We start from the raw sequence: 22,969 nt of genomic DNA, 5'->3' as shown, positions 1-22,969 counted from the left end.
GAATCAAGTATTGCATACTGTACCAGTATTGAAGGTTGTCAACCCGCATAACTATGCGGGTAAACAGTTGTAGTGCGGAACCACGCGAATACGGAAAGAAAGCCCCGCATCTGGCGATGCGAGGCTCCTGGGGCAGGGAAGTTTGTCTGTGTGCTATTGGGCCGCGGCAGCAAGGCCGTTGGTGACGATGACCGGCACCAGCAGGTCGCCCCAATTGCCTTGCCCGTGATGGCGGGCCGAGCGGACCAGTTCGACCGACACACCCGCCTCGACCGCTTTCATGACCGACTGGTTCAGGCGATGCAGGTCATTGGCAACCATGCGTACGAGCGCCTGCTGATCGGCGTTCATTGCCGTGGCCTGTTCTTCAGTGCGTTCCTTGACTCGGGTATTCGGCTTCATGACTGGCTCCTTTCGTCAGACTTTGCCGTTATTCCGCAGCAGGGCGGAATTGTGCTGTTTCGGTAGATTCGCTCATGGCGGTGGTTGATGACTGGCCACCCGTTATGGCCATGGATACGGCATCGAAATATCCGGTACCGACTTCGCGCTGATGCTTTGTGGCGGTGTAGCCATTGGCCTCGGAGGCAAACTCCGCTTCCTGCAGTTCCGAATAGGCTGCCATCTGCCGGTCCTTGTAGCCGCGGGCCAGCTCGAACATGCCGTAATTGAGCTGGTGGAAACCTGCGAGCGTGATGAACTGGAACTTGTAGCCCATGGCGCCCAGCTCGCGCTGGAACTTGGCAATGGTCGCATCGTCCAGGTTCTTCTTCCAGTTGAAGGACGGCGAGCAGTTGTAGGCGAGTAGCTTGCCCGGATGCTCCTTGTGCACGCCTTCTGCGAAACGCCGCGCCTGGTCGAGATCCGGCTTGGATGTCTCGCACCAGATGAGGTCGCAATAGGGTGCATAGGCGTTCGCGCGGGCAATACAGGCCTCCAGCCCGTTGCGGACATGATAGAAGCCTTCCGCCGTACGCTCCCGGTCATAGTCGACGAAGGGGCGGTCGCGCTCATCGATGTCGGAGGTGAGAAGCTTTGCCGCTTCCGCATCCGTGCGTGCAATGACGAGCGTCGACGTGCCCATGACATCGGCAGCCAGTCGTGCTGCGGTCAGGTTGCGGATATGCGCCGAGGTCGGGATCAGGACCTTGCCGCCCAGATGGCCGCACTTCTTTTCAGAAGCGAGCTGATCCTCGAAGTGAACGCCTGCCGCACCGGCCTCGATATAGGCCTTCATGATCTCGAAGGCGTTGAGCGGTCCGCCGAAACCGGCTTCCGCATCTGCAACAATCGGTGCGAACCATGTGTCGACCGAGCGATTGCCTTCTGCCGTCTCGATTTGGTCTGCTCGCTGCAGGGTCTTGTTGATGCGCTTGGCAAGCTCCGGTCCGGCATTTGCGGGGTAGAGCGACTGGTCCGGATACATGGCAGATGCGGTATTGGCGTCGGCGGCAACCTGCCAGCCCGACAGATAGATGGCCTTCAGGCCGGCGCGAACCATCTGCATCGCCTGGTTGCCGGAAAGCGCGCCGAGCGCATTGACGAAATCTTCCTCGTGAATGAGCTTCCAGAGGCGCTCGGCACCCTTTTCTGCCAGGGTGTAGCGAATCTCCACCGAACCCCGCAGCCGCTTTACGTCTTCTGCCGTATAGGGCCGCGAAATGCCCTCATAGCGGCCAGCGGGTGCGTTCTGGATCAAGTTGTCGAATTCGCTCATTGCAGTCTCCTTTGTAAAGTCCGTAAAACCTGATGCCCAATCAGCATGGCTTTTCTGGAAGATACGCAGGTGTATCGGCGGATGTAGAGGAAAACATGATTTTACAGCTGCAGAAACGCGTTGAATTGTATTGCTTTCGACAAGTCGCTTCAGTAAATTTGTAAAAAATGTAAAAGAATGCTTCCATTGGAGAGCATCTGTAAAGGGATGTAAAATGGCTGCGAGTCAGAAGATATTTGCTGGCGCCCGGATCAGGCGCATTCGCAACGAAAAGGGCCTCAGCCAGACCGCGATGGCGGAGGGCCTTGGCATATCCCCGTCCTATCTCAATCTGATCGAGCGCAATCAGCGGCCACTCACCGTGCAGCTTCTGCTCAAGCTGGCTTCGGTCTATCGGATCAATCCGGAGGAATTGCAGGGCGAGAACGCCACCTCTCTGGCTGAACTGAAAGAGGTTTTTGCCGACCCCCTTCTTGCCGGCGAGATGCCGGGCATGCACGAACTGGCCGAGACCGTAGAGGCTTCTCCCAATGCTGCCCTGGCGCTGGTGAAGCTCTACCGCGCCTATCGCGAGCAGGCCGAGCGCCTCAGCGATCTGTCACAGATGCTTGCCAGCGAAGGGCGCGCCACCGCCGTCACCGCCAAGCGACTGCCCGTGGATGAAGTCCGCGGAGCGCTCGAGCGTCGGCCCTACCACTTCCCCGCGATCGAAGACGAGGCCGAATCGTTCTTGAAGCTTCTGGATGTGAAGGAAGGCTTGCTTCCGGCGCTCAAGGACTGGCTGTTGCGTGAGCAGGGGATTTCCGTGCGTGTGCTGCCGGCTGCAACCATGCCCAACTGGCGCCGGCGTTATGATCGCCACTCCCAGCGTCTTTTCATATCGGAGCGGCTTTCGCCGGCAGACCAGTTGCGCGAGATCGCGATGGAGACCGCTCTCATCCGCATGCAGGTCGCCATCGATCGGGGTGTGGCAGATCTGAAGTTGAGCACCGATGAGGCACGCAGGCTCGCCCGCTTCGAGATGGCCCGCTATGCGGCGCTCGCGCTGATGATGCCATATCAGGCGTTTCTCACGCAGGCCGGACGCGCAAAACATGACGTGGCGGTGCTGGCTTCGCGTTTCTCGGTGTCTTTCGAGCAGGCGGCGACAAGGCTGGTGACCTTGGCAAGACCCGGTGCTTCGGCAATCCCTTTTTTCCTGGTCGAAATCGATCACGCAGGCAACCGCCTTCGCCGCATCGGTGCGGAAGGTTTCCCGCATGACCGCTTCGGCGGCGCCTGTCCCAAGCTCAGCCATCATGCCTGCTTCGCGGAACCAGGGCGTGTGCTCGTCGAAGCGGCGGAGATGCCCGATGGCGGACTGTTTGCCACGATTGCGCGAACTGTGGATGGTCCGGCAACAGCCTATCACGAGCGTCCGCGCCGCACCGCAATCCTGCTTGGATGCGATCTGGAACATACCGATAAGCTCGCCTATCGCCCATCCCTGCTGGTGTCAAAGGATGTGGCCGCGCTTCCAATCGGTCCGGCCTGTCGCCTGTGCGAACGCACCGGTTGCCTCTCCCGCGCCGAGCCGCCGCTGACAAGGCCGATCGGGCTTGATGAAGCCGTCACCGGTTTCTCCGCCTATGATTTCCAGTGAGTTTAGCCGCCGATGGGGCGTTCCCCGCGAAAGAGGGGAGCGTGATCGGATAACAGGCGGGAAAGCCTGTCGATCACCGTGCGGATTTCCGAACGATGACGATCATCATTGTGCATGGTGATCCACTGCTTGCTGGTAAGCTCCTCAATCAGGGAGCCGCAGCGCTCCAGATCGGCATCACGGTCGCCGACAAAGCAGGGAAGTATCGCGATGCCCAGACCAGTGCGCACAAGATCATGAAGCATGCGCGGTGCATTGGCATAAACAACCACCTCCGCCTCCGTCCTCCTGTTTAGCCAGTGTGCTGAAGGTGTCGATGCCGCTGCCGGGTCAATGGCAATCCATTGGTTTTCCACCCCGCTTCCTCGTGCACGGTAGGGCGCGAACGCAACCTCGCCGAGCTGGCGTGCTGCGAGATTTGCGCTGGTTGGCGCGGCATTGCGCAGGCCGATTTCGGCTTCCCGATGTGCCAGATCGAGCCGCGCTTCGGTTGACTTGAACGCCAGCATGAACGTGTCGGAACTCCGCCAGAGCCGGGAGAGGTTCTGCGCGCAGAACTGAGCGGTCCAGCTGCCTGCGGAAATGCGCACCTGGGAGCGTTTGCGGATACCCTCTTGCCAAGCGTTGAGAGGCTGCATTGCAGTCTCCATCGCTTGTACATGGTCAAGCAGCTTGCGCCCCTCGTCAGTCAGGCCGTAGCCCCGCGCGCTGCGCGTGAACAACCGGCAACCCAGCGCCTCTTCAAGCGCAAGCATGCGCCGCCCTGCTGTTGCAGGGCTTGTGCCCGCTGCCTTGCACGCAGCCGAAAGGCCGCCGGAACGGGCGACATGGAGAAACAGGCGCAGATCATCCCAGTCGAGCTTTTTCATAAATGAAAAATTGCATGCGCAATTCGACGCTGCAAGTCACCGTGCATGCGTTCAGTGTTTCATTTTCGACAAATGGAGCGCATCATGGAATATGTGGCAGGGTTGGTACTCGTTCAGCATTTTCTGAAAAACAGCCACGAAAGCGGCACCGCCGGCCCCAAGCAGAGAAAACGGCGCGGTGTTCTCCGCCTGCTTCGCTGGCTCCGCATCAGCTGATGTCGATCACCACATTCCCAGCAACTTCACCGTTCTCCACTGCTTCATGCGCGGCAACGATGTCGTCCAGCCGAAACCGCTTGCCGATAGCATGCTTCAGATGACCGGCTGAGATCTCGCGGTTGAGTTGCTCGATTGCCGCCTTGCGTTCCTGCGGCAGCAATTCGTAGACGAGGAAAATCTGGAGTGTCAGGCTGTTCCACAACATGGTGGGAAAGGATACCTGCACGTCGCCATGGGCATTGGACCCGTAGCAGACAGTCTTTCCATGTGGCGCGAGCACCCCATTCGCGATGAGCGAGGCGGTCGATGAAAAATCCATGTCGATGATGCCATGCGCGCCCTTGCCACTGGTCAGGTCCTTCACGACCTTGGTCACGTCCTTGACCTTGTAGTCGATTACGAAATCGGCGCCCGCCTGCCGCGCGAGGTCCGCCCGTGCCCCCGATGCCGTGCCGATCACACGCGCGCCCTTCGCCTTCGCGAATTGCACGGCGTAGTACCCGACGGAAGAGCCTGCACCGGTTATGAGGAGCGTCTTGCCGCCTATCTCTCCATGCAGATTGACGGCGTGACTGGCGGTCAATGCGGGGATGCCGAAACATGCTCCTGCGGCGTAATCGGCCTGCTTTGGAAGGGCAACAGCCTGCTCCTCGGGCACGACGATATATTCGGCGGCAGTGCCGAAGGGCCTGCGCCATTGTCCGTTCCATATCCAGACCCGCTCGCCAATGCGCGCGTGATTGACCCCATCGCCGACAAGATCGACCTCGCCTGCGCCGTCGCTATGGGGAATGATGCGTGGCGCAACCGGCTCACGACCCTTGCGACCCTTCACATCCGACGGATTGACGCCGGAGGTGTGCAGCCGCACGCGAACTTCACCCGCTCCGGGCTTCGGTGCAGGCATGTCGCCGACTTCCAGCACGCGGGCTGCAGGGCCGTTATGCTCGTACCAGGCTGCTTTCATCTTACTCCCCCATCGGTCCTGTCCCCATGCGATCATGCGGCAGAGAGGCTTGCAACAGCGTTACGTATAAACTTCGTATTTAAGGCATGCCTTCGCCATTGACAGGGCAATGCGAAGCGGAGCAGGTTTCGTCAGAAGATCAACAAACCAGCAGGAACAAATTGCGCCACAGCGAGACCGAGCGGCCCATGACGGGTGCAGCAAACGGTGGATCGGGAAGCGGAAGCTCCGCCCCGGCCACTCCTCCAGCCGAGCCGGAATATGATTTCATGACACCCGAGCATGAGGCGGAATACCGGGCCTTCGTGGCCGAACATCCCGATCTCGAGGCTGTCGAATTTCTGCTGGTGGATCCCAATGGCATCATACGCGGCAAGTGGTCTCCCGCCGACAGCCTGAAGAAAGCCTATATGGAAGGCATCAACTTCCCGATGTCGCTGCACGGGCTCGATGTGTGGGGCAGGGAAGTGCAGGAAACAGGCCTCCACATCGAAACAGGCGATCAGGACGGCTATTGCCGCGCCACACGTGGCTCGCTTGCCATCGTGCCATGGGCCAAGCGCAAGACGGCGCAGGTGCTTCTTCAGACATTCACGCCTGAAGGCGAGCCCTATATGGCCGATGCACGCCAGGTGCTCAAGCAGAAGGTCGCCGAGGTCAACGAAAAGGGCTTCTATCCGACAGTTGCCTTCGAGCTGGAGTTCTATCTGCTTGAGCCGGGCACAGATTGGGACGACGGCATGCCTGCACCGGTTGGTGCGATGGCGGGGCCGGATCGGCTGCGCATGTACGGACTGGACGATCTTGCCGAGCATCAGGAACTGTTCGACATGATCCGCGATGCCGCGGATGCGCACAATCTGCCGATCGACACCATCATCAAGGAAGCGGCACCAGGCCAGTTCGAGGTCAATCTGAAGCATCGTGGCGATGCGCTGCGGGCCTGCGATGACGTCATCATCCTGCGCCGTATCGTGACTGGATGCGCACGCGCCAAGGGTCTGATGGCAACCTTCATGGCCAAGCCTTTCCTGGAATATGCGGGCAATGGCATGCATGTGCATGCATCCATGTGTGACGCGGATGGCAACAACATCTTCGCGGGCGACGAGGGCCGCTCAAAGCTGGAAGCCGCCGTTGCCGGTCTTCTGACGACAATGCCGGAGTCGCTCCTGCTTTTCATCAACACATGGAACGGCTTCCGGCGCATCACCCCGGGTTCCTACGCCCCGACGCGGGCGGTATGGGCGGAGAACAACCGCTCGGTCGCATTGCGCATCCCCGTCTCCACCGAAGAAAACCGGCGCGTTGAGCACCGCATCGCCGGTGCCGATGCCAATCCCTATCTCGTCATGTGCGCCATCATTCAGGGCATGATCGAAGGCATAGAGGGCGGATTGCGCCCGCCGCCGATGGTGGAGGGCAATGCCTATGATGATCCGGAGGCCGGTCCGGAACTTCCCGACGACATGGATGATGCCCTGCAACTGACCATGCGTTCCAAATTCGTCGATCGCGCATTGGGGCCGCTGCTTGCAAAGGTCTATCGCGACCTGAAGCGGGCGGAAATCATCGCCTTTTGGGGCGAGATCACGCCGCTGGAGCGGACAACCTATCTCTAGGGTTGGACAGGCGGTAATTTCCCGCTTGTCGCACTGCAAAAACGACAATAGGCTTTTGAAAAAAGCGCGCTATTTGAAACGGCGTCATCATCTGGAACACCGCCACTGGGAGTAATACCGACGATGAGAAAAGCTGCCCTTCTGTCTGCCATCTCCGCACTCGCGGCATCAATGGCACTGTCTGCACAGGCGCAGGACCGCGTGGTCAATGTCTACAACTGGTCCGACTATATCGACGAGTCGATCCTTGAAGCCTTCACCGAAGAGACGGGTATCAAGGTTCAGTACGATGTCTTCGATTCCAACGAAATCCTCGAGACCAAGCTGCTTGCCGGCGGTACGGGCTATGATGTGGTCGTGCCAACGGGCACATTTCTCGCCCGCCAGATCCAGGCCGGCGTGTTCCAGAAGCTGGACAAGTCCAAGCTGACCAATCTCGACAAGATGTGGGAGATGATCGCCGAGCGTACGGAGAAGTATGATCCCGGCAACGAGTACTCGATCAACTACATGTGGGGCACAACCGGCATCGGCTACAATGCCAAGATGGTGGAGGAGCGCCTTGGCACCGACACGATCGACGACTGGGATGTCGTGTTTGATCCCGAGAAGCTTGAAAAGCTGGCGGACTGCGGCGTGCATATGCTCAATGCGCCCGCGGAGATGATCCCCGCCGCGCTCAACTATCTCGGCGAGGATCCCGATGCACGTGATCCCGAAGCGATTGCGAAGGCGGAAGAAGCCCTGCTGGCAATTCGTCCGCATATCCGCAAATTCCACTCCTCCGAATATATCAACGCTCTGGCCAATGGCGACATCTGCCTCGCTGTCGGCTGGTCCGGTGACGTCTTCCAGGCGCGTGACCGTGCCGCGGAGGCGGATCAGGGCGTCGTGGTAAAATACTCGATCCCGCAACAGGGTGCGCAGATGTGGTTTGACCAGATGGCCATCCCTGCCGACGCCCCGCATGTGGAAGAGGCCCACGAATTCATCAACTACATCATGCGCCCCGACGTGATCGCGAAAGCGACCAACTACGTCTACTACGCCAATGGCAACAAGGCCTCCCAGGAACTTCTGGACGAAGAGGTGATCGGTGATCCGGCCGTCTATCCGCCGGAAGACGTGATGGCCAAGCTTTTCACCACCACGCCGCCAAATCCGCGCGAGCAGCGTACCATCACACGCAGCTGGACCAAGGTGACGACAGGCCAGTAATCAGGTGCAATGGGCGGGGCTTCTGGCTCCGCCCTCTCTTCTTGGTTTCTATCGGAGCAGTGAATGACATCGCTTGGCAGCACGCGCAGAACTTTTGCGCCATGGGCGGATGAAAATGCTAAACCCTACATCCGCTTCGAGAATGTGACCAAGCGCTTCGGCGACTTCACTGCCGTCGACAATCTTTCACTCGATATTTACGAGCGGGAGTTCTTCGCGCTTCTTGGCGCGTCGGGCTGCGGCAAGTCCACCTTGCTGCGCATGCTGGGCGGTTTCGAGCAGCCAAGCGAGGGGCGCATCCTGCTGGACGGTCAGGACCTTGCGGGTATCCCGCCATACAAGCGGCCCGTGAACATGATGTTCCAGTCCTATGCACTCTTCCCGCATATGAGTGTTGAAGCCAATATAGCCTTCGGGCTGAAACAGGACGGCATGCCGAAGCCGCAGATCGCCGAGCGCGTGGCGCAGATGCTCAAGCTGGTGAAGCTGGAGCAATTCGCCAAACGCAAGCCGCATCAGCTTTCAGGCGGGCAGCGTCAGCGCGTGGCACTGGCCCGTTCGCTCGCCAAACGCCCCAAGGTGCTGTTGCTCGACGAGCCGCTGGGCGCGCTCGACAAGAAGCTGCGCGAGGAAACACAGTTCGAGCTTGTCGATCTGCAGCAGGATCTCGGCCTCACCTTCATCGTGGTGACCCATGATCAGGAAGAGGCCATGACTATGGCTGACCGCATCGCAATCATGGACAAGGGCCAGGTACTCCAGGTCGCCACCCCACCTGAGATCTATGAGGCACCTGCCTCTCGATTTGTCGCCGACTTCGTGGGTTCCATCAACATGTTCGAGGGCGATGTTGCGCGCAACGGAAGCGAGGGGGTCACGCTGACGGATGAAGCCGGCACGCGCCTCGTCTCCAGCCATGCGCCCGAAGATATCGATGGCCACAGGGCCTGGCTCGCAATACGTCCCGAGAAGATTCGCATCTCCAGCAAGCGGCCCGAAGCCGACAATGTTCTGGAAGGCGAGGTGTGGGACATCGCCTATCTCGGCGACATGACCATCTACAATGTCAAGCTCGATGACGGGCGGATAGTGAAGGCTTCAAGCGTCAACAGCCTGCGCCGGCTGGAAGACCCGCTGACCTGGCATGATCGCGCATTCGTTTCCTTCCCCGCCGATGCCGGCGTCGTGCTGGTGCGCTAGCTCATGAAGAGCCTGACCAGTGCACTCCTCAACCGGGTCGTGATCGCAGTCCCTTATCTGTGGCTGCTGATCTTCTTTCTTGTTCCCTTCTTTATCGTCTTCAAGATTTCGCTGTCGCAGCCCGCGATCGCCATGCCGCCCTACACCCCGACCTTCGACCTGTCGGAGGGGCTGAGCGGGCTTTGGGCGGGCTTGAGCGAGATGTCGTTTTCCAACTATCTCTGGCTCACCGAAGACGCGCTCTACATCAATTCCTATCTCTCGAGTCTCTGGATTGCGGGCGTCTCCACCGTTCTGACGCTTCTGGTGGGTTATCCCATGGCCTATGCGATGGCGCGCGCACCTGAAAATCTGCGTCCGATCCTGCTGATGCTTGTCATCCTGCCTTTCTGGACCAGCTTCCTTATCCGCGTCTATGCCTGGATCGGAATCCTGAAGACGGAAGGCCTGCTCAACCAGTTCCTTCTCTTCATCGGCATCATCGATCAGCCGCTGGTGATCCTGAACACCTCGACCGCGATCTATATCGGTATCGTCTATTCCTATCTGCCCTTCATGGTGCTGCCGCTCTATGCGACCCTGGAGAAGATGGACCAATCGCTGATCGAGGCCGCACAGGATCTCGGTTGTCCGCCATTGAGCTCATTCTGGAAGATCACCTTCCCACTGTCGCTGCCGGGCGTGGTCGCGGGCTGCATGCTCGTCTTTATTCCAGCCGTTGGCGAATTCGTGATCCCGGATCTGCTTGGGGGCTCGCGCACGCTCATGATCGGCAAGACATTGTGGAACGAGTTCTTCGCCAATCGTGACTGGCCCGTGTCGTCGGCCGTAGCCATCGTGCTCCTGCTGATCCTCGTCGTGCCGATTGTCTTCTTCCAGCGTGCTCAGGCGCGCTCGCAGGAAAAGGGAGCCTGATCATGGCCGGCACCTGGGGGCGTTTCAACATCGCAGCACTGGTCCTGGGCTTTGCCTTTCTCTACCTGCCCATCCTGCTGCTGGTCATTTTCTCGTTCAACGAGTCCCGCCTGGTCACTGTATGGGCCGGCTTCTCTACGAAGTGGTACGTGCAGCTCTTCTCCAATCAGGGCCTGATGGATGCCGCCTGGGTGACCGCGCGTGTGGCCTTTTTGTCCGCAAGTATTGCGACCGTGCTCGGCACGATGGCCGCACTTGCGCTCACGCGTTACACGCGTTTTCGTGGACGCCTGCTGTTCTCCGGCATGGTCTTCGCCCCGCTTGTCATGCCTGAAGTCATAACCGGCCTGTCGCTGCTGTTGCTCTTCGTCGCGATCAACTTCGATCGCGGTTTCGCAACGGTGACCATCGCCCACATCACCTTCTCGATGTGTTTCGTTGCCGTGGTGGTGCAGTCGCGTCTGATTTCCTTTGATCGCTCGCTTGAAGAGGCCGCACTCGATCTCGGCGCCACGCCGACGCGGGCCTTTTTCCAGGTCACGCTGCCAGTCATCATGCCCGCTGTCATTTCTGGCTGGATGCTTGCCTTCACGCTTTCCCTAGATGATCTGGTGATCGCGAGCTTCACCTCAGGTCCCGGCGCAACGACGCTGCCGATGAAGATCTACAGCCAGGTCCGGCTCGGCGTGACGCCGGAAATCAATGCAATCTGCACCATCCTGATCGGCATTGTGACGGTAGGCGTGATCGCAGCTTCACTCGTCAACAAGCGCCGCGAGGTGATCCGCCGTCGTGACGAGGCGGCATATGCCTGAGACAGACTGCGGTCTTTGACGCGAGACTGCGCGAGCCGCGTTTACTGCTCGCGTGGCGCATCCGGATTGAAAGCCGCTATGAAGGGAGAGGCCCACGATCCGCCGACAAAGAACATGAGCGGTGCTGCCTCCGGTGTGCGCTCATCCGTTAGCGTGCCATAAAGTGCAAGGCCACGGCCGGCGAAAGGCACCAGGCCGTCCAGTTCCAGCACATGCGATGGAGAACGTGCTTCTGCCGTTTCGATATCCGCCACCCCGCGCCTCACGGTGGCTTTCAGCCGTGCCGTGTCCACGGGCAGGGCACCTTCTGAAATTTCGGAGAGCGCAAAGAAGTCGCCGCGCTCGGAAAGCTGCATGAAACTGGGCAGGTGAATGCCTGGTATCTCACCCTTCCCGAATTCGGCAGTAATGTTGCCGTCGGCCGACGACAGAATTTCGTCCAGCGTCCTGCCGGTGCCCTTGAGCGACAACGAGAAGGACCCGCGCGCGCGGGGCAGAAGCGCACTCACCTGCAGTTTCTGCGCCAGCATGGCCGTGTCCACCTGCTCTCCGCTGAAGCTGACTTCCAGGGTGTCGAACGAGCCTGTCCGGTCCACGCGAAGTCCCATCTGCAGCGATCCACCGAAGGCAGTTGCATCGGAGATGTCAAATGTTGCCAACCCGTCTCGTGACTTCGCAGCCGCGGCGACATTGGCAAGCGCGATCGAGCCGTAAGTCGCGTTGACCACTGAAAAACGCATATCCACGTTGATCCTCTGATCAACGCTTCCTTCCCCGTCCCTGGCTGCGACCGCGACATGACTTGCAGCGAACGTGTTCAGCGTGCTGCGCAGATTGAGTTGATCGAAGGCGAGTGTGCCGCTGATGCTTGGCTCGCCCTGTTCGAACGCGATCTCCAGCAGGCCCTTTGCGGAGCTTTCATCCACGGTCAGTGCTGCATTCTCGAATTTCAGCCGGTCATTCTGGCCGGTCATGCGTGCGGCGATGGATACGGGCCCCACCCGGTTTGCACCCGCAGGAACGCCCTGCATCCATTCCATGACGCGCCCGAGGGAAGGCGTGGAGGCTGACAGGTCGCCGTCGAAAAAGTCGACACCCGAGAGGTTGGCGGTGCCTTTGAAGGAAAGGTTGAGTGGCGAAGATCGCACCGAAAGATCCACAGCCGCGCTGCTGCCGGCCAGCAGCAGTAGCGGTTGTGCGGATGAAACCTGAACATCGACGGCCTCGCCCCGCCAGATCCCTTTCGCATTGAGCGAGGCCTGCCGATTGAGAGCCGGCCAGTCGAGCGTTCCCGAAAGCGAAGTGATCAGTTCCTGCGTGGTGCCGCTCTGGGCGCCGATCACGCGGCCATCCACGAATTCGATGGCACCAAGCGGGTCATCGGGCAGGGCACGTGCTGCAGGCGCCTCGCCATTTTGCGCGACCATCTGCTCGGCCTGCTCGACCGAGCGTGCAAGTCGTCCCCAGTCTCGCGGTGAAGGCAGGTGATAGCCGCGGCGGTCACCATGAAGCCGCACCAGGGGACGGATGAACCGCATCCGGGTGAAGACCACGTCGCCCCGCAAGGCAGCCAGGGCTGAAAGCTCCACCTCCACACGCACCGCCTCGACGACGGGCTGTGGATCGCGGGTGTTCCAGTCGAGCAGCGTTACATCGTTGAGCACGGCACGAAAGGTCGGCCACACTTCGATTTCCGGGGTATCGTCCAGCCGCACACGATAGCCGCTCCAGGAACTCATCTGGTTGGCAATGCCGTCGCGCACGATCTGGGTGGAGGCGATCAGCGGCAGTCCGACCATCAGAAGAAGCGCGATCACGACAACTATGCCGGTTGACCACGCAGCTTTTCTTGCCAGTGACACGCGCGTTTCCTTGTTCGTAAGCCTGCTGCCTGACGAATTTCCGGCACATGGCCCATCGCCCGATATGGCCGCGGATGCGCGATCTTGCCGCCGTGCATCTTGCGGTTCGGTAAACGGTTTATTGCAACATGTGACACTTGTGAAGGAACCCCTCTGTTCCACAGGCGCTTTTGCACCGCTTAGCGGCACATTGAACGTGCTTTGCGCCCATGCCGCATGCGATTGCATCCTTAAGGGCAGCGCGGCATAACCCTCTCAGACAGATCATCGGAGGAGTTGAGAATGCAGTCGTCAAAGCCGCTTTGGGCGCCATCCCAGGACCGTGTTGCCGCATCTGCAATGGCAGATTTCATGCACAAGGCAGCGTCCGCGAGCGGCCGAGACATCTCCACCTATGAAGCGCTTCATGCCTGGTCGGTGGCAGAGCCGGACTGCTTCTGGTCGCTCGTCTGGGACTATTGTGGTGTTCGGGGCGAAAAGGGAAAGACTGTCCTTCAGGATGGCGGACAAATGCCGGGTGCGCGATTTTTCCCTGAGGCAGAGCTGAACTTTGCGGAAAACCTTCTCAAGAAAACCGGTGCCGATGATGCTCTGGTCTTTCGTGGAGAGGACAAGGCGGAGCGGCGCATGAACTGGGACGAACTGCATGCGCTGGTTTCGCGTTTGCAGCAATTTTTCACGGCGGAGGGTGTGCAGAAGGGTGACCGCATTGCAGCCATGATGCCCAACATGCCTGAAACCGTTGCGGCCATGCTGGCAGCAGCTTCGATCGGCGCCATCTGGTCGTCCTGCTCGCCCGATTTCGGCGTGCGCGGCGTCCTCGACCGCTTTGGGCAGATCGAGCCGGTGATCTTCATCGCGCCAGATGGCTACTGGTACAATGGCAAGGCTTTCGACGTTGCCGACAAGACGCGCGAGATCCTCGATCAACTGCCGTCGGTGCGCCGCGCACTCATCGTTGATTATCTGGGCCGTGCGGAGGAGAGCGCAAGCACCATCGGGCGCGCCAGCTCCTTGGACGCGGCCCTTGCCCCATATGAAGAGAAGCCTGTCCGCTTCGAGCCGCTGCCTTTCGATCATCCGCTCTATATTCTCTTTTCATCGGGTACGACCGGCATTCCCAAATGCATTGTCCATTCCGCCGGCGGTACATTGCTGCAGCATGTGAAGGAGCATCGCCTTCACGCGGATATTCGCGAAGGCGACCGCTTCTTCTACTTCACCACCTGCGGCTGGATGATGTGGAACTGGCTCGTCACGGGATTGGCTTCTGGCGCAACCCTTCTGCTTTACGATGGGTCGCCATTTGCGCCCGATGGCAATGTGCTCTTCAATTTTGCCGAAGACGAGGGCATGACCTATTTCGGCACCTCTGCAAAATTCATCGACGCCGTGCGCAAGGCGGAGCTGAAGCCGAAGGATAGTCACGATCTCGGCAAGTTGCGCACCATGTCGTCCACAGGTTCGCCCCTGGCACCTGAAAATTTCCGCTTCGTCTATGAAGGCATCAAGGACGATATCCACCTTGCCTCCATCTCCGGCGGCACGGATATCGTCTCCTGCTTTGTGCTCGGAGTGCCGACACTGCCCGTCTGGACGGGTGAGATACAGGCTGCCGGCCTCGGCATGGCGGTCGATGTCTGGGACGATGACGGCAAGCCCCTGCCATCCGGAAAGGGTGAACTTGTTTGCACCAATCCATTCCCCTCCATGCCGATTGGGTTCTGGAATGATCCGGATGGCAGCAAGTATCGCGCTGCCTATTTCGAGCGCTTTCCGAATGTCTGGTGCCATGGCGACTTCGCCGAGTGGACGGAGCATGGCGGTCTGGTTATCCACGGCCGCTCCGATGCGACACTCAATCCGGGCGGGGTGCGCATCGGTACCGCGGAGATCTACAATCAGGTCGAGCAGATGCCGGAAGTGCTGGAAGCCATTTGCATCGGCCAGGATTGGGAGGATGACGTGCGGGTTGTCCTGTTCGTGCGTATTGTCGAAGGTGCGGTTCTTGATGAAGCGCTGGAGAAGGCAATTCGCACCCGTATCCGCACGGGAGCGAGCCCGCGCCACGTGCCTGCGCGCATTATCGCGGTTGAGGACATCCCGCGCACCAAGTCCGGCAAGATCACCGAGCTTGCGGTACGCGATGTTGTCCATGGGCGCGCAGTGAAGAACAAGGAGGCGCTGGCCAACCCGGAAGCGCTGGAGCTTTACCGCGATCTGCCGCAGCTTGCGCAATGATCATGGTAAACGAAGTCTTGCGCCAAAAATTTACCGAGAGTTCAGACATTTGACCAAATGGTAAAATTCTCACTGTTCCGGCAAGGTCGTATTAGGGTATCAAGTCAATGATCGTGGACAACTTGATGGAACCCCCGACCCCACCGATCCGGTCGGCCACAGGTTTGAGTTTTGACAGCATTACCCCGTTTATTCAGCGCCTCTGCAAGTCAGGGGCGTTTTCTTTTTTCAAGCGAAGGATAGCTCAGGCGTCGCGGTCCTGCATCAGGCGGCCGGACAGCAATATGACCGGCACCATGGCTGTCACCACGATCATCAGTGCTGCAACAGCACCTTCTTCCACGGCACCACGCGAGGCATTCTCGTAGACATGGGTGGCAAGCGTGTTGAAGCCGAATGGCCGCAACAGGATCGTGGCGGAAAGCTCCTTCGCCGTATCGACGAAAACGAGGATTGCCGCAGTTGCGATGGCCGGGCGCACAAGCGGCAGAAGAACGGCGCGCGCACTGCCTGCTGCCGTCTTGCCGAGACTGCGTGCGGCTTCATCGATGTTTGGCGGCAATTTCATCAGGCCTGACTGCACTGCTCCTTCCGCAAGCGCCAGGAAGCGGATGGCGCAACCCAGCACCACCGCAGCCGCGGTGCCCGAAAGAATGAGGCCGCTTGAGATGCCGAACTGGGCCCGCAGGAAGCTGTCAAGCGTGTTGTCGAAGCGCGCCAGTGACAGAAGAAGCCCGAGCGCCAGTATCGTGCCAGGCATCGCATAGCCTGCAGTGGCAATGCGGGTGAGGGCAAGTGTCCAGCGCGAACGGCGCATTCGCAGCGAGAAGATGAGCGCGATGGCCGCGCCCACGGCCACGATTGCGGTTGCCGAAGAGGCCACGACGGTCGTGACGAACGCTTCCACCAATCTTGGATCGGCAAATTGATGAAGCCTGTTCGCCGCGTAGTCGGTGAAGATGTAGAGCGGAATGCCAAAACCGAATGCGAGCGGTGCGCCGGTCGCGACGATGGCGCCCATGCTAGCCCATCTGCCAAGCTTGATGCGCGGTGGGCGCGCCTTCATCTGTGTGGCGCGGGCACTGTGAAAGCGCTGCCGGTGACGTGCGCCTTGCTCCATCACGATCATGAAGATCACGAAGACCAGCATCACCAGTGCAATCTGTGCAGCACCTTCCAGGCTCCCGCGGTTGAGCCAGGTCGAATAGACCGCGAAGGTAAGCGTGTTCACACCGAGATGTTGGACGGCACCGAAATCATTGAGCGTCTCCATCAGGACCAGCGCAACACCGGCAGCGATGGCCGGGCGGGCGACAGGCAGAAGCACGCGCCAGAACACGCGCGATGGTCCCGCACCCAATGTGCGCGCAACGTCGGCGATATTGCGCCCCTGCATGAGAAATACGACGCGCGTGGTCAGATAGACATAGGGATAGGTGACCGAGGCCAGCACAAGAGCCGCGCCCCAGGTGGAGCGGATGTCCGGAAACCAGTAATCGGCAGGCCGCGTGAAGCCGAACCACGCACGGATCATGCTCTGGACAGGGCCCACGAAGTGAAAGAACTCCGCATGGGCGTAAGCCGCAAGATAGGGCGGTACCGCAAGCGGAAGCACCAGAGCCCAGGCCATGAACCGGCGCAACGGAAAGTCATAGGCAACAACCAGCCACGCCGTGGCGACACCGATCACGCTCGTTCCGACCCCGACCATCAGGAGCAGGACGAAGGTGGTCGAAAGCGCGTTTGGAAGAACATATCGCAGGAGATGCGGCCAGTCCTCGCCGCTTGAGGTCAGCGCGACTGCAATGATCGTCAGGATCGGCAACAGGACCACGGCGGCCACCATTCCCGCAGCAACAAGCCCCGCACGGCCTTGGCGTCGTCGGGGCAGGGAAGAGAGCCGCGGCAGGCGCGGATTGTTGACGATCAGGCTGTTCATCGCATCGAAGCACCTGCTGACATGCAAACCGGGCCCAAAGGGCCCGGCGCACGGTAAGAACTATGTGTCAGTCGATCAGCTTTCCGGACCTTCATCAAGGCCAACGCGGTCAACCATTTCGGAGGCTGCCTTGCGATGAGCGGCGATCTCTTCCAATGGCAGGCTGTCCGGCTTGATCTCGCCGAATGACTGCACCATCTCGGAAACTTCCGCTCCCGGCAGAACCGGATATTCGAAATTCTCTTCCGCGTAGATGGACTGTGCCTCGGCGCTTGCCAGGAATTCCATCAGCTTGAGCGCATTTTCGCGGTTTGGCGCATGCTTCGCCATGGCCATGCCGGAGATGTTCACATGCGTGCCGCGTTCTTCGGAGTTCGGGAACAGAACCTTGATGGCGTTCGCCCAGTCTTTCTGCTCCGGCTCTTCCTCATTGGTCAGCATCTTGCCGACATAGTAGGTGTTGCCGATGCCCAGATCGCACTCACCGGAGAAGATGCCCTGTGCCTGTGCGCGGTCATTGCCGTTCGGCTTGCGGGCGAGATTGGCCTTGAGGCCTTTCATCCACTTCTCGGCCTCTTCCTCGCCGTGATGGGCGATCATGGAGGCGAAAAGCGCGATATTGTACATGTGCTGACCGCTGCGCAGGCAGATCTTGCCCTTCCACTTCGGGTCGGCAAGCTCTTCATAGGTGATCGTGTCCTGCTCGACACGATCCTTGGAGGCATAGACCACGCGGCCACGCGTCGTCAGGCCGAACCACTGACCTTCCGGATCGCGGAATTCCGCCGGAATGTTCTCGTTGATGGTCTCGCTGTCGACGGTCTGGGTGATGCCCTTCTCCTCGACATTGATCAGACGGCCGATATCAACAGTCAGGATAACGTCTGCCGGGGAATTCTCGCCTTCAGCGGCGATGCGATCTTCAAGACCCTTGTCGAGGAAGAGAACTTCTGTGGCGATGCCGGTCTTCTCGGTGAAGGCGTCCAGCAGCGGCTGGATCAGGAAAGGCTGACGGTAGGAATAGACATTGACCGTACCTTCTGCCTGAGCAGCGTTGATGCTGAAGCTGCTGACAGTGCCCAAAGCGACCAGTCCGGCAGCAAGCGTCTTGGAAAGCATGCGCATGAATTGACTCCTCTCCAACGGGTCCAAACACCCGTGGTTTAAACTCTCCCGCCATTTGGCGCGGTTGCGAGCCTGCTATCGCTTATATGAGTTAATTGGTCAAGATTTAAGTTTTCATTGGCGCAAGATTAGAATTGTTCAAAAAACCGCGCGCCGATGAAGAGGACGCATCAGTCCGCCAGCACGCGGGCAGGAGGGAAGATGATCTCCACGAGGGTTCCCTCGCCGGGGGTCGAGGTGATGGAGAACTTTGCGCGATTGGCTTCTGTCATTGCACGGGTCAATGGCAGGCCGAGCCCGGTTCCTTCCCCGCGCTTGCGCTTCAGCGAATTGATCTGCTTGAAGGGCTTCAGTGCCTCCTCGATCTCCGCCCCCGTCATGCCGACGCCCGTGTCGCGTACCCGCAGCGCCACGGAGCCATCGTGGCTATAGGCCGTGGAGACGATCACCTGTCCGCCCGCCGGCGTGTAGCGCACCGCATTCGACAGGAGATTGATCGCGATCTGACGCACGCTGCGCGGGTCAGCGATCACATCGGGCAGGCGTGAGGAGAAGCTCGAGCGGATGATCACCCGGTCGCTATTGGCTTGCGGCTGCATCATCGCCACTATCTGCCCAAGCGTCTCATTCAGTGAAACCGGCTCATAATGCATGTCCTGCTGACCGGCCTCGATCTTCGATATGTCGAGCAGGTCGTTGACCAGATCCAGCACGTGATTGCCGGAGCGATTGATGTCGCGCAGATAGTCCCGGTAGCGATCATTGCCGATCGTGCCGAATTTCTCGTCGATCATCAGTTCGGAGAATCCGATGATCGCATTGAGCGGCGTGCGGATCTCGTGGCTCACCCGTGCCAGGAACTCGCTCTTCTGCGAAGAAGCCTGTTCCGCCTGCGCCTTCGCGCGGTTCAGCTCGTCCTCGGTGCGCTTCCAGTGCGTGATGTCACGAAGGACTGCGCAATAGCCGCTCTGGTTGGGCAGGCGCCCGATATTGACGAAGAGCGGAATGAAGCGGCCCTGCGCCTCGCGACCAATCACCTGGCGCCCGTCATTGAGCACGCTTGCAACGCCATTGCCCGAAATTGCGGTCAGATAGTCCTTCACCTGCCGCTGGCTTTCGATCGCGAAAAGCGAGGTGAAGGGTTTGCCCGTGACATTTTCCGCGTCGAAACCGAACAGCGCCTCGGCCGGTCGGTTGATGGAGCGGATCGTGCCGTCATTGGCAATCACACAGATGCCGTCGGTCGCCGTATCGACAATGGCACGCATTTCTTCCAGCCGCGCCTCGAGTTCCCAAACGCGTTCCGGTGAATGCTCGCTCCGCACAGGCCGGATCGGCCAGATTGCCAATGCGAGTGCCTTGCGGCCCTGCCAGGTGATCGACTGCAGATGTGCTTCGACCGGCTCTTCCGTCCCATCCGCGTGGCGGAGCGCCATGGCATGATGGTCTTCACCCGGCTCTGCACTTGCATGGGATTCGCCGAACAGCGCTTCCAGACCGCCCTTGGCTTCCAGTTCGGCAATGTCTTCATAGCCGGTGAGCTTCAGGAATTCGCGGTTGGCGAAGTGAAGCCGTTCGCCCGAATGTACCAGAACTGCAAGCGGCAGTCCCTGAAGCAGCGCTATATCGCTTCCGCGCGCAGGCTCCACCGCGCGGGCGGCATGGGCATAGGCTGAAGGCAGATACGTAACGGTGCGTGAAGGTTCGGCAGCCGGCGGCTGCGGCACAACCGAGCGCTCTTGCTCCTGGTCGTCCGCTCCCATTTCGGCAGCAGGGGCGGCATCACCTTCATCTATCCCCTCGCTCGAGGATGAAGCGAATTCTCGAGGCTCGGCCTCCGCGTCGTGTTGATGAGCGCCATCGTCAACGCCCTCGATATCGTCGGTTTCGATTTCGGATAGGTGGGCCGCGCCCTCAGGCGCTTCAGGCGCCGGGGCCTCATCTTCGGTGTCTTCATGGGGCGCACCGTGCGCTAATTCCGCAGAGACGTTCTCCTCCGCTCCGGCATCCTCTTCAGAGGAACCCGGGAGCGTTTCGTCGTCATCCTGCGCCTGCCCGCTCGCATCTGCACTGTCTGCGACAATGGCGTCATCACCAGCGCTGTCCTGCTCTGGCTCGAAGGCTTCGCTGGAAGGCTCGGAAGCAGTCGCGGATTCCGGTCTGGCCTCCGTCTCCACCGGTGTTTCACCGGCAACATCTTCATGCTGTTCGTTGACGAAAGGCAGGACATTGTCCGCCCGCGTCTCTTCACTGGCCGCTGCCTCATCTTCCGTCGCGCTTGCAGCAGGTTCTTCTCCCGTCCCGCCGGATTCTTCCGCATCTGGCGTGTCGGCTTCAAAATACCAATCGTCGATCTCTTCGCCGGGACGCGCAGTCTCTTCCTCTGCGGTCAGGTCACTCGCCTCACCCTCTGCGCCAGATGCTGTATCGGCGGCATCTTCCGCGTCTTCCTCAATCGGATTGAGGAACACCACACGCCGACGCGTGGGCGCTGCAGGCTCTTCTTCTGTCGCCTGACGGGTTGGCTGTTCCAGCAAGGCCTGGGGATCTGGCGGCGCATCGTGACTGGCTGCCTCTGACGCGTGCTCGTCGCCATCCAGCCCAGCGATATCATCCTTATGGTTTTGCGCTTCAGCTGCAGGCTCTGCATCCGGGAGCAAATCAACCTGTTCCTGAGAGATGCGCTCTGCAACTTCTTGCGGAGAAACGGCTTCCGTATCACCAGCCTCTTGCGCGCGAAGCTTTTCACGCTCGATTAGCGCTGCATTGGCCTTCCGCAGGCGTTCGCCGATTTCCCGAAATGCCGTCCGCTCGCTGGGCGAGAGCCCGCCGTCGCGTGGCGCAACGCTCGCATCAGCTATCCGCACCACCGTGTCACTGTTGCTGTCGCGGGGACGTAGGGCGCTCTCCAATGCCGGCGTCTCACCGGAAAACGGGTCTTCGTCTTCCTCGGAGCCTTCCGACAGGTGCTGATCTTCCCGCTCGTGCTCTTTTTCTTCACCAGTGGGCGCAGGTGAAGGCTTGTCCTCTGGCCACCCAGGCTCGTCCTGGGCTGCTTCAGTCCCGGTTTCGGACTGGAGCCCCGGCACCAGCACAAGACCGATCCCTTCCGGATCGTCGACCGCTTCTGCAAGGCGGGCGATGCCGAAGCCGCGGAAACCCTCGAACACGCGACCCCGGCCATAGACCGGCAAGGCTGCCAGATCGACGGGTATCTTCCGCGAAGTTCCAGCCACGGGCCACAGCACGGTGCGTCCCGACCATGTGTCGCGCCGCTCAAGGAGACGGGCGATCGAACCGTCGCTGTCCAGACCAAACGCGTTGGAGACATCACGGAAACGGCGGCCGATCACATCACTGGCTGTGTCACCCACCGCTTGGCGAAACTCGTCGGATATCGCCGAGAAACGACCTTCCGCATCCGTGCGCCACGCAAAGCGGACGGAGCGGCGAACCCGCTGTTCTTCTGATGGTTGCTGACTTGCAAGCGATGATCCGGAAGGTTCAGCCGGATCTGCCTCAGCTGATTGAACAGCCTCGTCCTGATCTTCGGTCGAAGTGAAAGTTTCAGGAGTTTCGTCCTTCGCTTCGAAAACGTTTCCAGCCTCTGACAAAGATACCGCTTCATCTTGGACGACATCGTCGTCTTCCGCCGAAGGCTCTGCGGATTCCTGCTGTGCTTCACGAATGACCGGAGCGGGCTCGGCTTCGGCGATGGGTGCCGGTCTGGGCGCGGGCAGGGGTGTCCCGTCATCGATAACCAGAAGAAGGCCCAGAAGCGGCTCGTCCGCAATGCAGGCGAGACCCGCCGGATAAAGCCCGCCGCTTCCTGCCAGACGCCGTTTGACGAGGCGGTCATCCTCAGCGCGCACCTCATCCATCAGGCTTGAAAGCAGTGTCTGTGGAAGGCCCAGCGCATCGAAACCGGCAGAGGCTGCAAGAACAGTGCCGCCTTCATCCAGCACGGCAGCAAAGTGGCCGGGTTCACTGAAACCTGAAACGAGTCCCTGAGTGACCGTTTCCCGGTCAACCTCTTCCACGTTCTGTGAGATCAGAACTGCGGGCTCCCCATCGGGCAGGGCGATGCCCGTGGCTTCAAGTTGGATGATCGTGCTTTTCAGGCCGCGGGTAAGGCGCATGGCAACCGGTCGGCTGTTGCCGATACCCGGGAAACCGGCTGCAGCGCGCATCTGGCGCAGTGCCGTCTCGCCAAGCCTTGGCTGTCCACCGATAGCTGCTTCGATGTCGTCATGCCCGAACAGCTTCGCTCCGGAGGCATTGGCCCAGAGAATTTCCGAGAGATCCGGCAGCAGGATTGCGAGCGATTGCCCGTCCACGAGCCGCTGCCGCACCTCGTCGAGAACTGCAATATCCAGAAAGGAATAAGTCGCCGAAGCCATCAATACCGAACCGTTACATCCGCCTGAGTATAACAGAATTAACCGGTCGTTAATAAGGCCATGGCCTGCAAGCGTCCACAAGGCTCAAGCTTGCACACAGCGTAATCCCGGGGCGTGGTTAATCTGTAAAACTTTAATCATCTGGGAAAGGAACTGCTGTCACTGTCGTGGCGACTTCATCCACCTCACACTCTCCTGCTCACGCGAATGATGATCAC

15 protein-coding genes are annotated in these 22,969 nt (G+C 59.9%); 7 read left to right on the top strand and 8 right to left on the bottom strand.

Annotated elements, in window-relative coordinates; genetic code table 11:
* Positions 1-153: 153 nt before the first annotated feature.
* Positions 154-402 (bottom strand): SMc00767 family acetate metabolism repressor, encoded by a 249-nt coding sequence (locus tag EL18_RS10535; protein WP_036482675.1) that lies wholly within the window; start codon positions 400-402, stop codon positions 154-156.
* A 28-nt stretch (positions 403-430) separates the two neighbouring features.
* Complete coding sequence (gene aceA / locus EL18_RS10530) at positions 431-1,717, bottom strand: isocitrate lyase (RefSeq protein ID WP_036482673.1); 1,287 nt, start codon at positions 1,715-1,717, stop codon at positions 431-433.
* A 214-nt stretch (positions 1,718-1,931) separates the two neighbouring features.
* Here aceA and EL18_RS10525 point away from each other — a divergent pair, with 214 nt between their 5' ends.
* The gene (locus EL18_RS10525; protein ID WP_036482671.1) at positions 1,932-3,359 is read left to right on the top strand and encodes a helix-turn-helix domain-containing protein; all 1,428 of its coding nucleotides are present in this window, start codon (positions 1,932-1,934) and stop codon (positions 3,357-3,359) included.
* A 2-nt stretch (positions 3,360-3,361) separates the two neighbouring features.
* Here EL18_RS10525 and EL18_RS10520 read toward each other — a convergent pair whose 3' ends face one another.
* The gene (locus EL18_RS10520; RefSeq protein WP_036482668.1) at positions 3,362-4,228 is read right to left on the bottom strand and encodes a LysR family transcriptional regulator; all 867 of its coding nucleotides are present in this window, start codon (positions 4,226-4,228) and stop codon (positions 3,362-3,364) included.
* 208 nt (positions 4,229-4,436) lie between these two features.
* Complete coding sequence (locus EL18_RS10515; protein ID WP_036482665.1) at positions 4,437-5,414, bottom strand: NADPH:quinone reductase; 978 nt, start codon at positions 5,412-5,414, stop codon at positions 4,437-4,439.
* 161 nt (positions 5,415-5,575) lie between these two features.
* On the opposite strand from EL18_RS10515, the gene EL18_RS10510 reads away from it, so the two are divergent.
* From EL18_RS10510 to EL18_RS10490, 5 genes are all read left to right on the top strand, one after another.
* Positions 5,576-7,036: a glutamine synthetase family protein gene (locus EL18_RS10510; protein WP_341872062.1), complete on the top strand. Its 1,461-nt coding sequence runs from the start codon at positions 5,576-5,578 to the stop codon at positions 7,034-7,036.
* A gap of 123 nt (positions 7,037-7,159) precedes the next feature.
* Complete coding sequence (locus EL18_RS10505; RefSeq protein WP_036482663.1) at positions 7,160-8,254, top strand: polyamine ABC transporter substrate-binding protein; 1,095 nt, start codon at positions 7,160-7,162, stop codon at positions 8,252-8,254.
* Positions 8,255-8,317: 63 nt separating this feature from the next.
* Positions 8,318-9,454 carry an ABC transporter ATP-binding protein gene (locus EL18_RS10500; protein WP_036482661.1) on the top strand — a complete coding sequence of 379 codons (1,137 nt, stop codon included), beginning with the start codon at positions 8,318-8,320 and terminating at the stop codon, positions 9,452-9,454.
* A gap of 3 nt (positions 9,455-9,457) precedes the next feature.
* Entirely contained in the window at positions 9,458-10,369 is a 912-nt protein-coding gene (locus tag EL18_RS10495) for an ABC transporter permease subunit (protein ID WP_036482660.1), read from the top strand.
* Between the two features lie 2 nt (positions 10,370-10,371).
* Positions 10,372-11,184 carry an ABC transporter permease gene (locus EL18_RS10490; protein ID WP_036482659.1) on the top strand — a complete coding sequence of 271 codons (813 nt, stop codon included), beginning with the start codon at positions 10,372-10,374 and terminating at the stop codon, positions 11,182-11,184.
* 41 nt (positions 11,185-11,225) lie between these two features.
* On the opposite strand, the gene EL18_RS10485 is transcribed toward EL18_RS10490, so the two are convergent.
* Complete coding sequence (locus tag EL18_RS10485; RefSeq protein ID WP_036482657.1) at positions 11,226-13,046, bottom strand: AsmA family protein; 1,821 nt, start codon at positions 13,044-13,046, stop codon at positions 11,226-11,228.
* 282 nt (positions 13,047-13,328) lie between these two features.
* On the opposite strand from EL18_RS10485, the gene EL18_RS10480 reads away from it, so the two are divergent.
* Entirely contained in the window at positions 13,329-15,287 is a 1,959-nt protein-coding gene (locus tag EL18_RS10480; protein ID WP_036482655.1) for an acetoacetate--CoA ligase, read from the top strand.
* A gap of 244 nt (positions 15,288-15,531) precedes the next feature.
* On the opposite strand, the gene EL18_RS10475 is transcribed toward EL18_RS10480, so the two are convergent.
* The 3 genes from EL18_RS10475 to EL18_RS10465 form a co-directional block, all read right to left on the bottom strand.
* Positions 15,532-17,226 (bottom strand): ABC transporter permease, encoded by a 1,695-nt coding sequence (locus EL18_RS10475; protein WP_036482653.1) that lies wholly within the window; start codon positions 17,224-17,226, stop codon positions 15,532-15,534.
* A 75-nt stretch (positions 17,227-17,301) separates the two neighbouring features.
* Positions 17,302-18,351 carry a Fe(3+) ABC transporter substrate-binding protein gene (locus tag EL18_RS10470; RefSeq protein ID WP_425277139.1) on the bottom strand — a complete coding sequence of 350 codons (1,050 nt, stop codon included), beginning with the start codon at positions 18,349-18,351 and terminating at the stop codon, positions 17,302-17,304.
* Positions 18,352-18,521: 170 nt separating this feature from the next.
* Complete coding sequence (locus tag EL18_RS10465; protein ID WP_036482650.1) at positions 18,522-22,751, bottom strand: PAS domain S-box protein; 4,230 nt, start codon at positions 22,749-22,751, stop codon at positions 18,522-18,524.
* Positions 22,752-22,969 lie beyond the last annotated feature (218 nt).

It is taken from the genome of Nitratireductor basaltis (genome assembly GCF_000733725.1).
GTDB classification, from domain to species: domain Bacteria; phylum Pseudomonadota; class Alphaproteobacteria; order Rhizobiales; family Rhizobiaceae; genus Chelativorans; species Chelativorans basaltis.
This window is presented reverse-complemented; position numbering and strand designations above follow the sequence as displayed.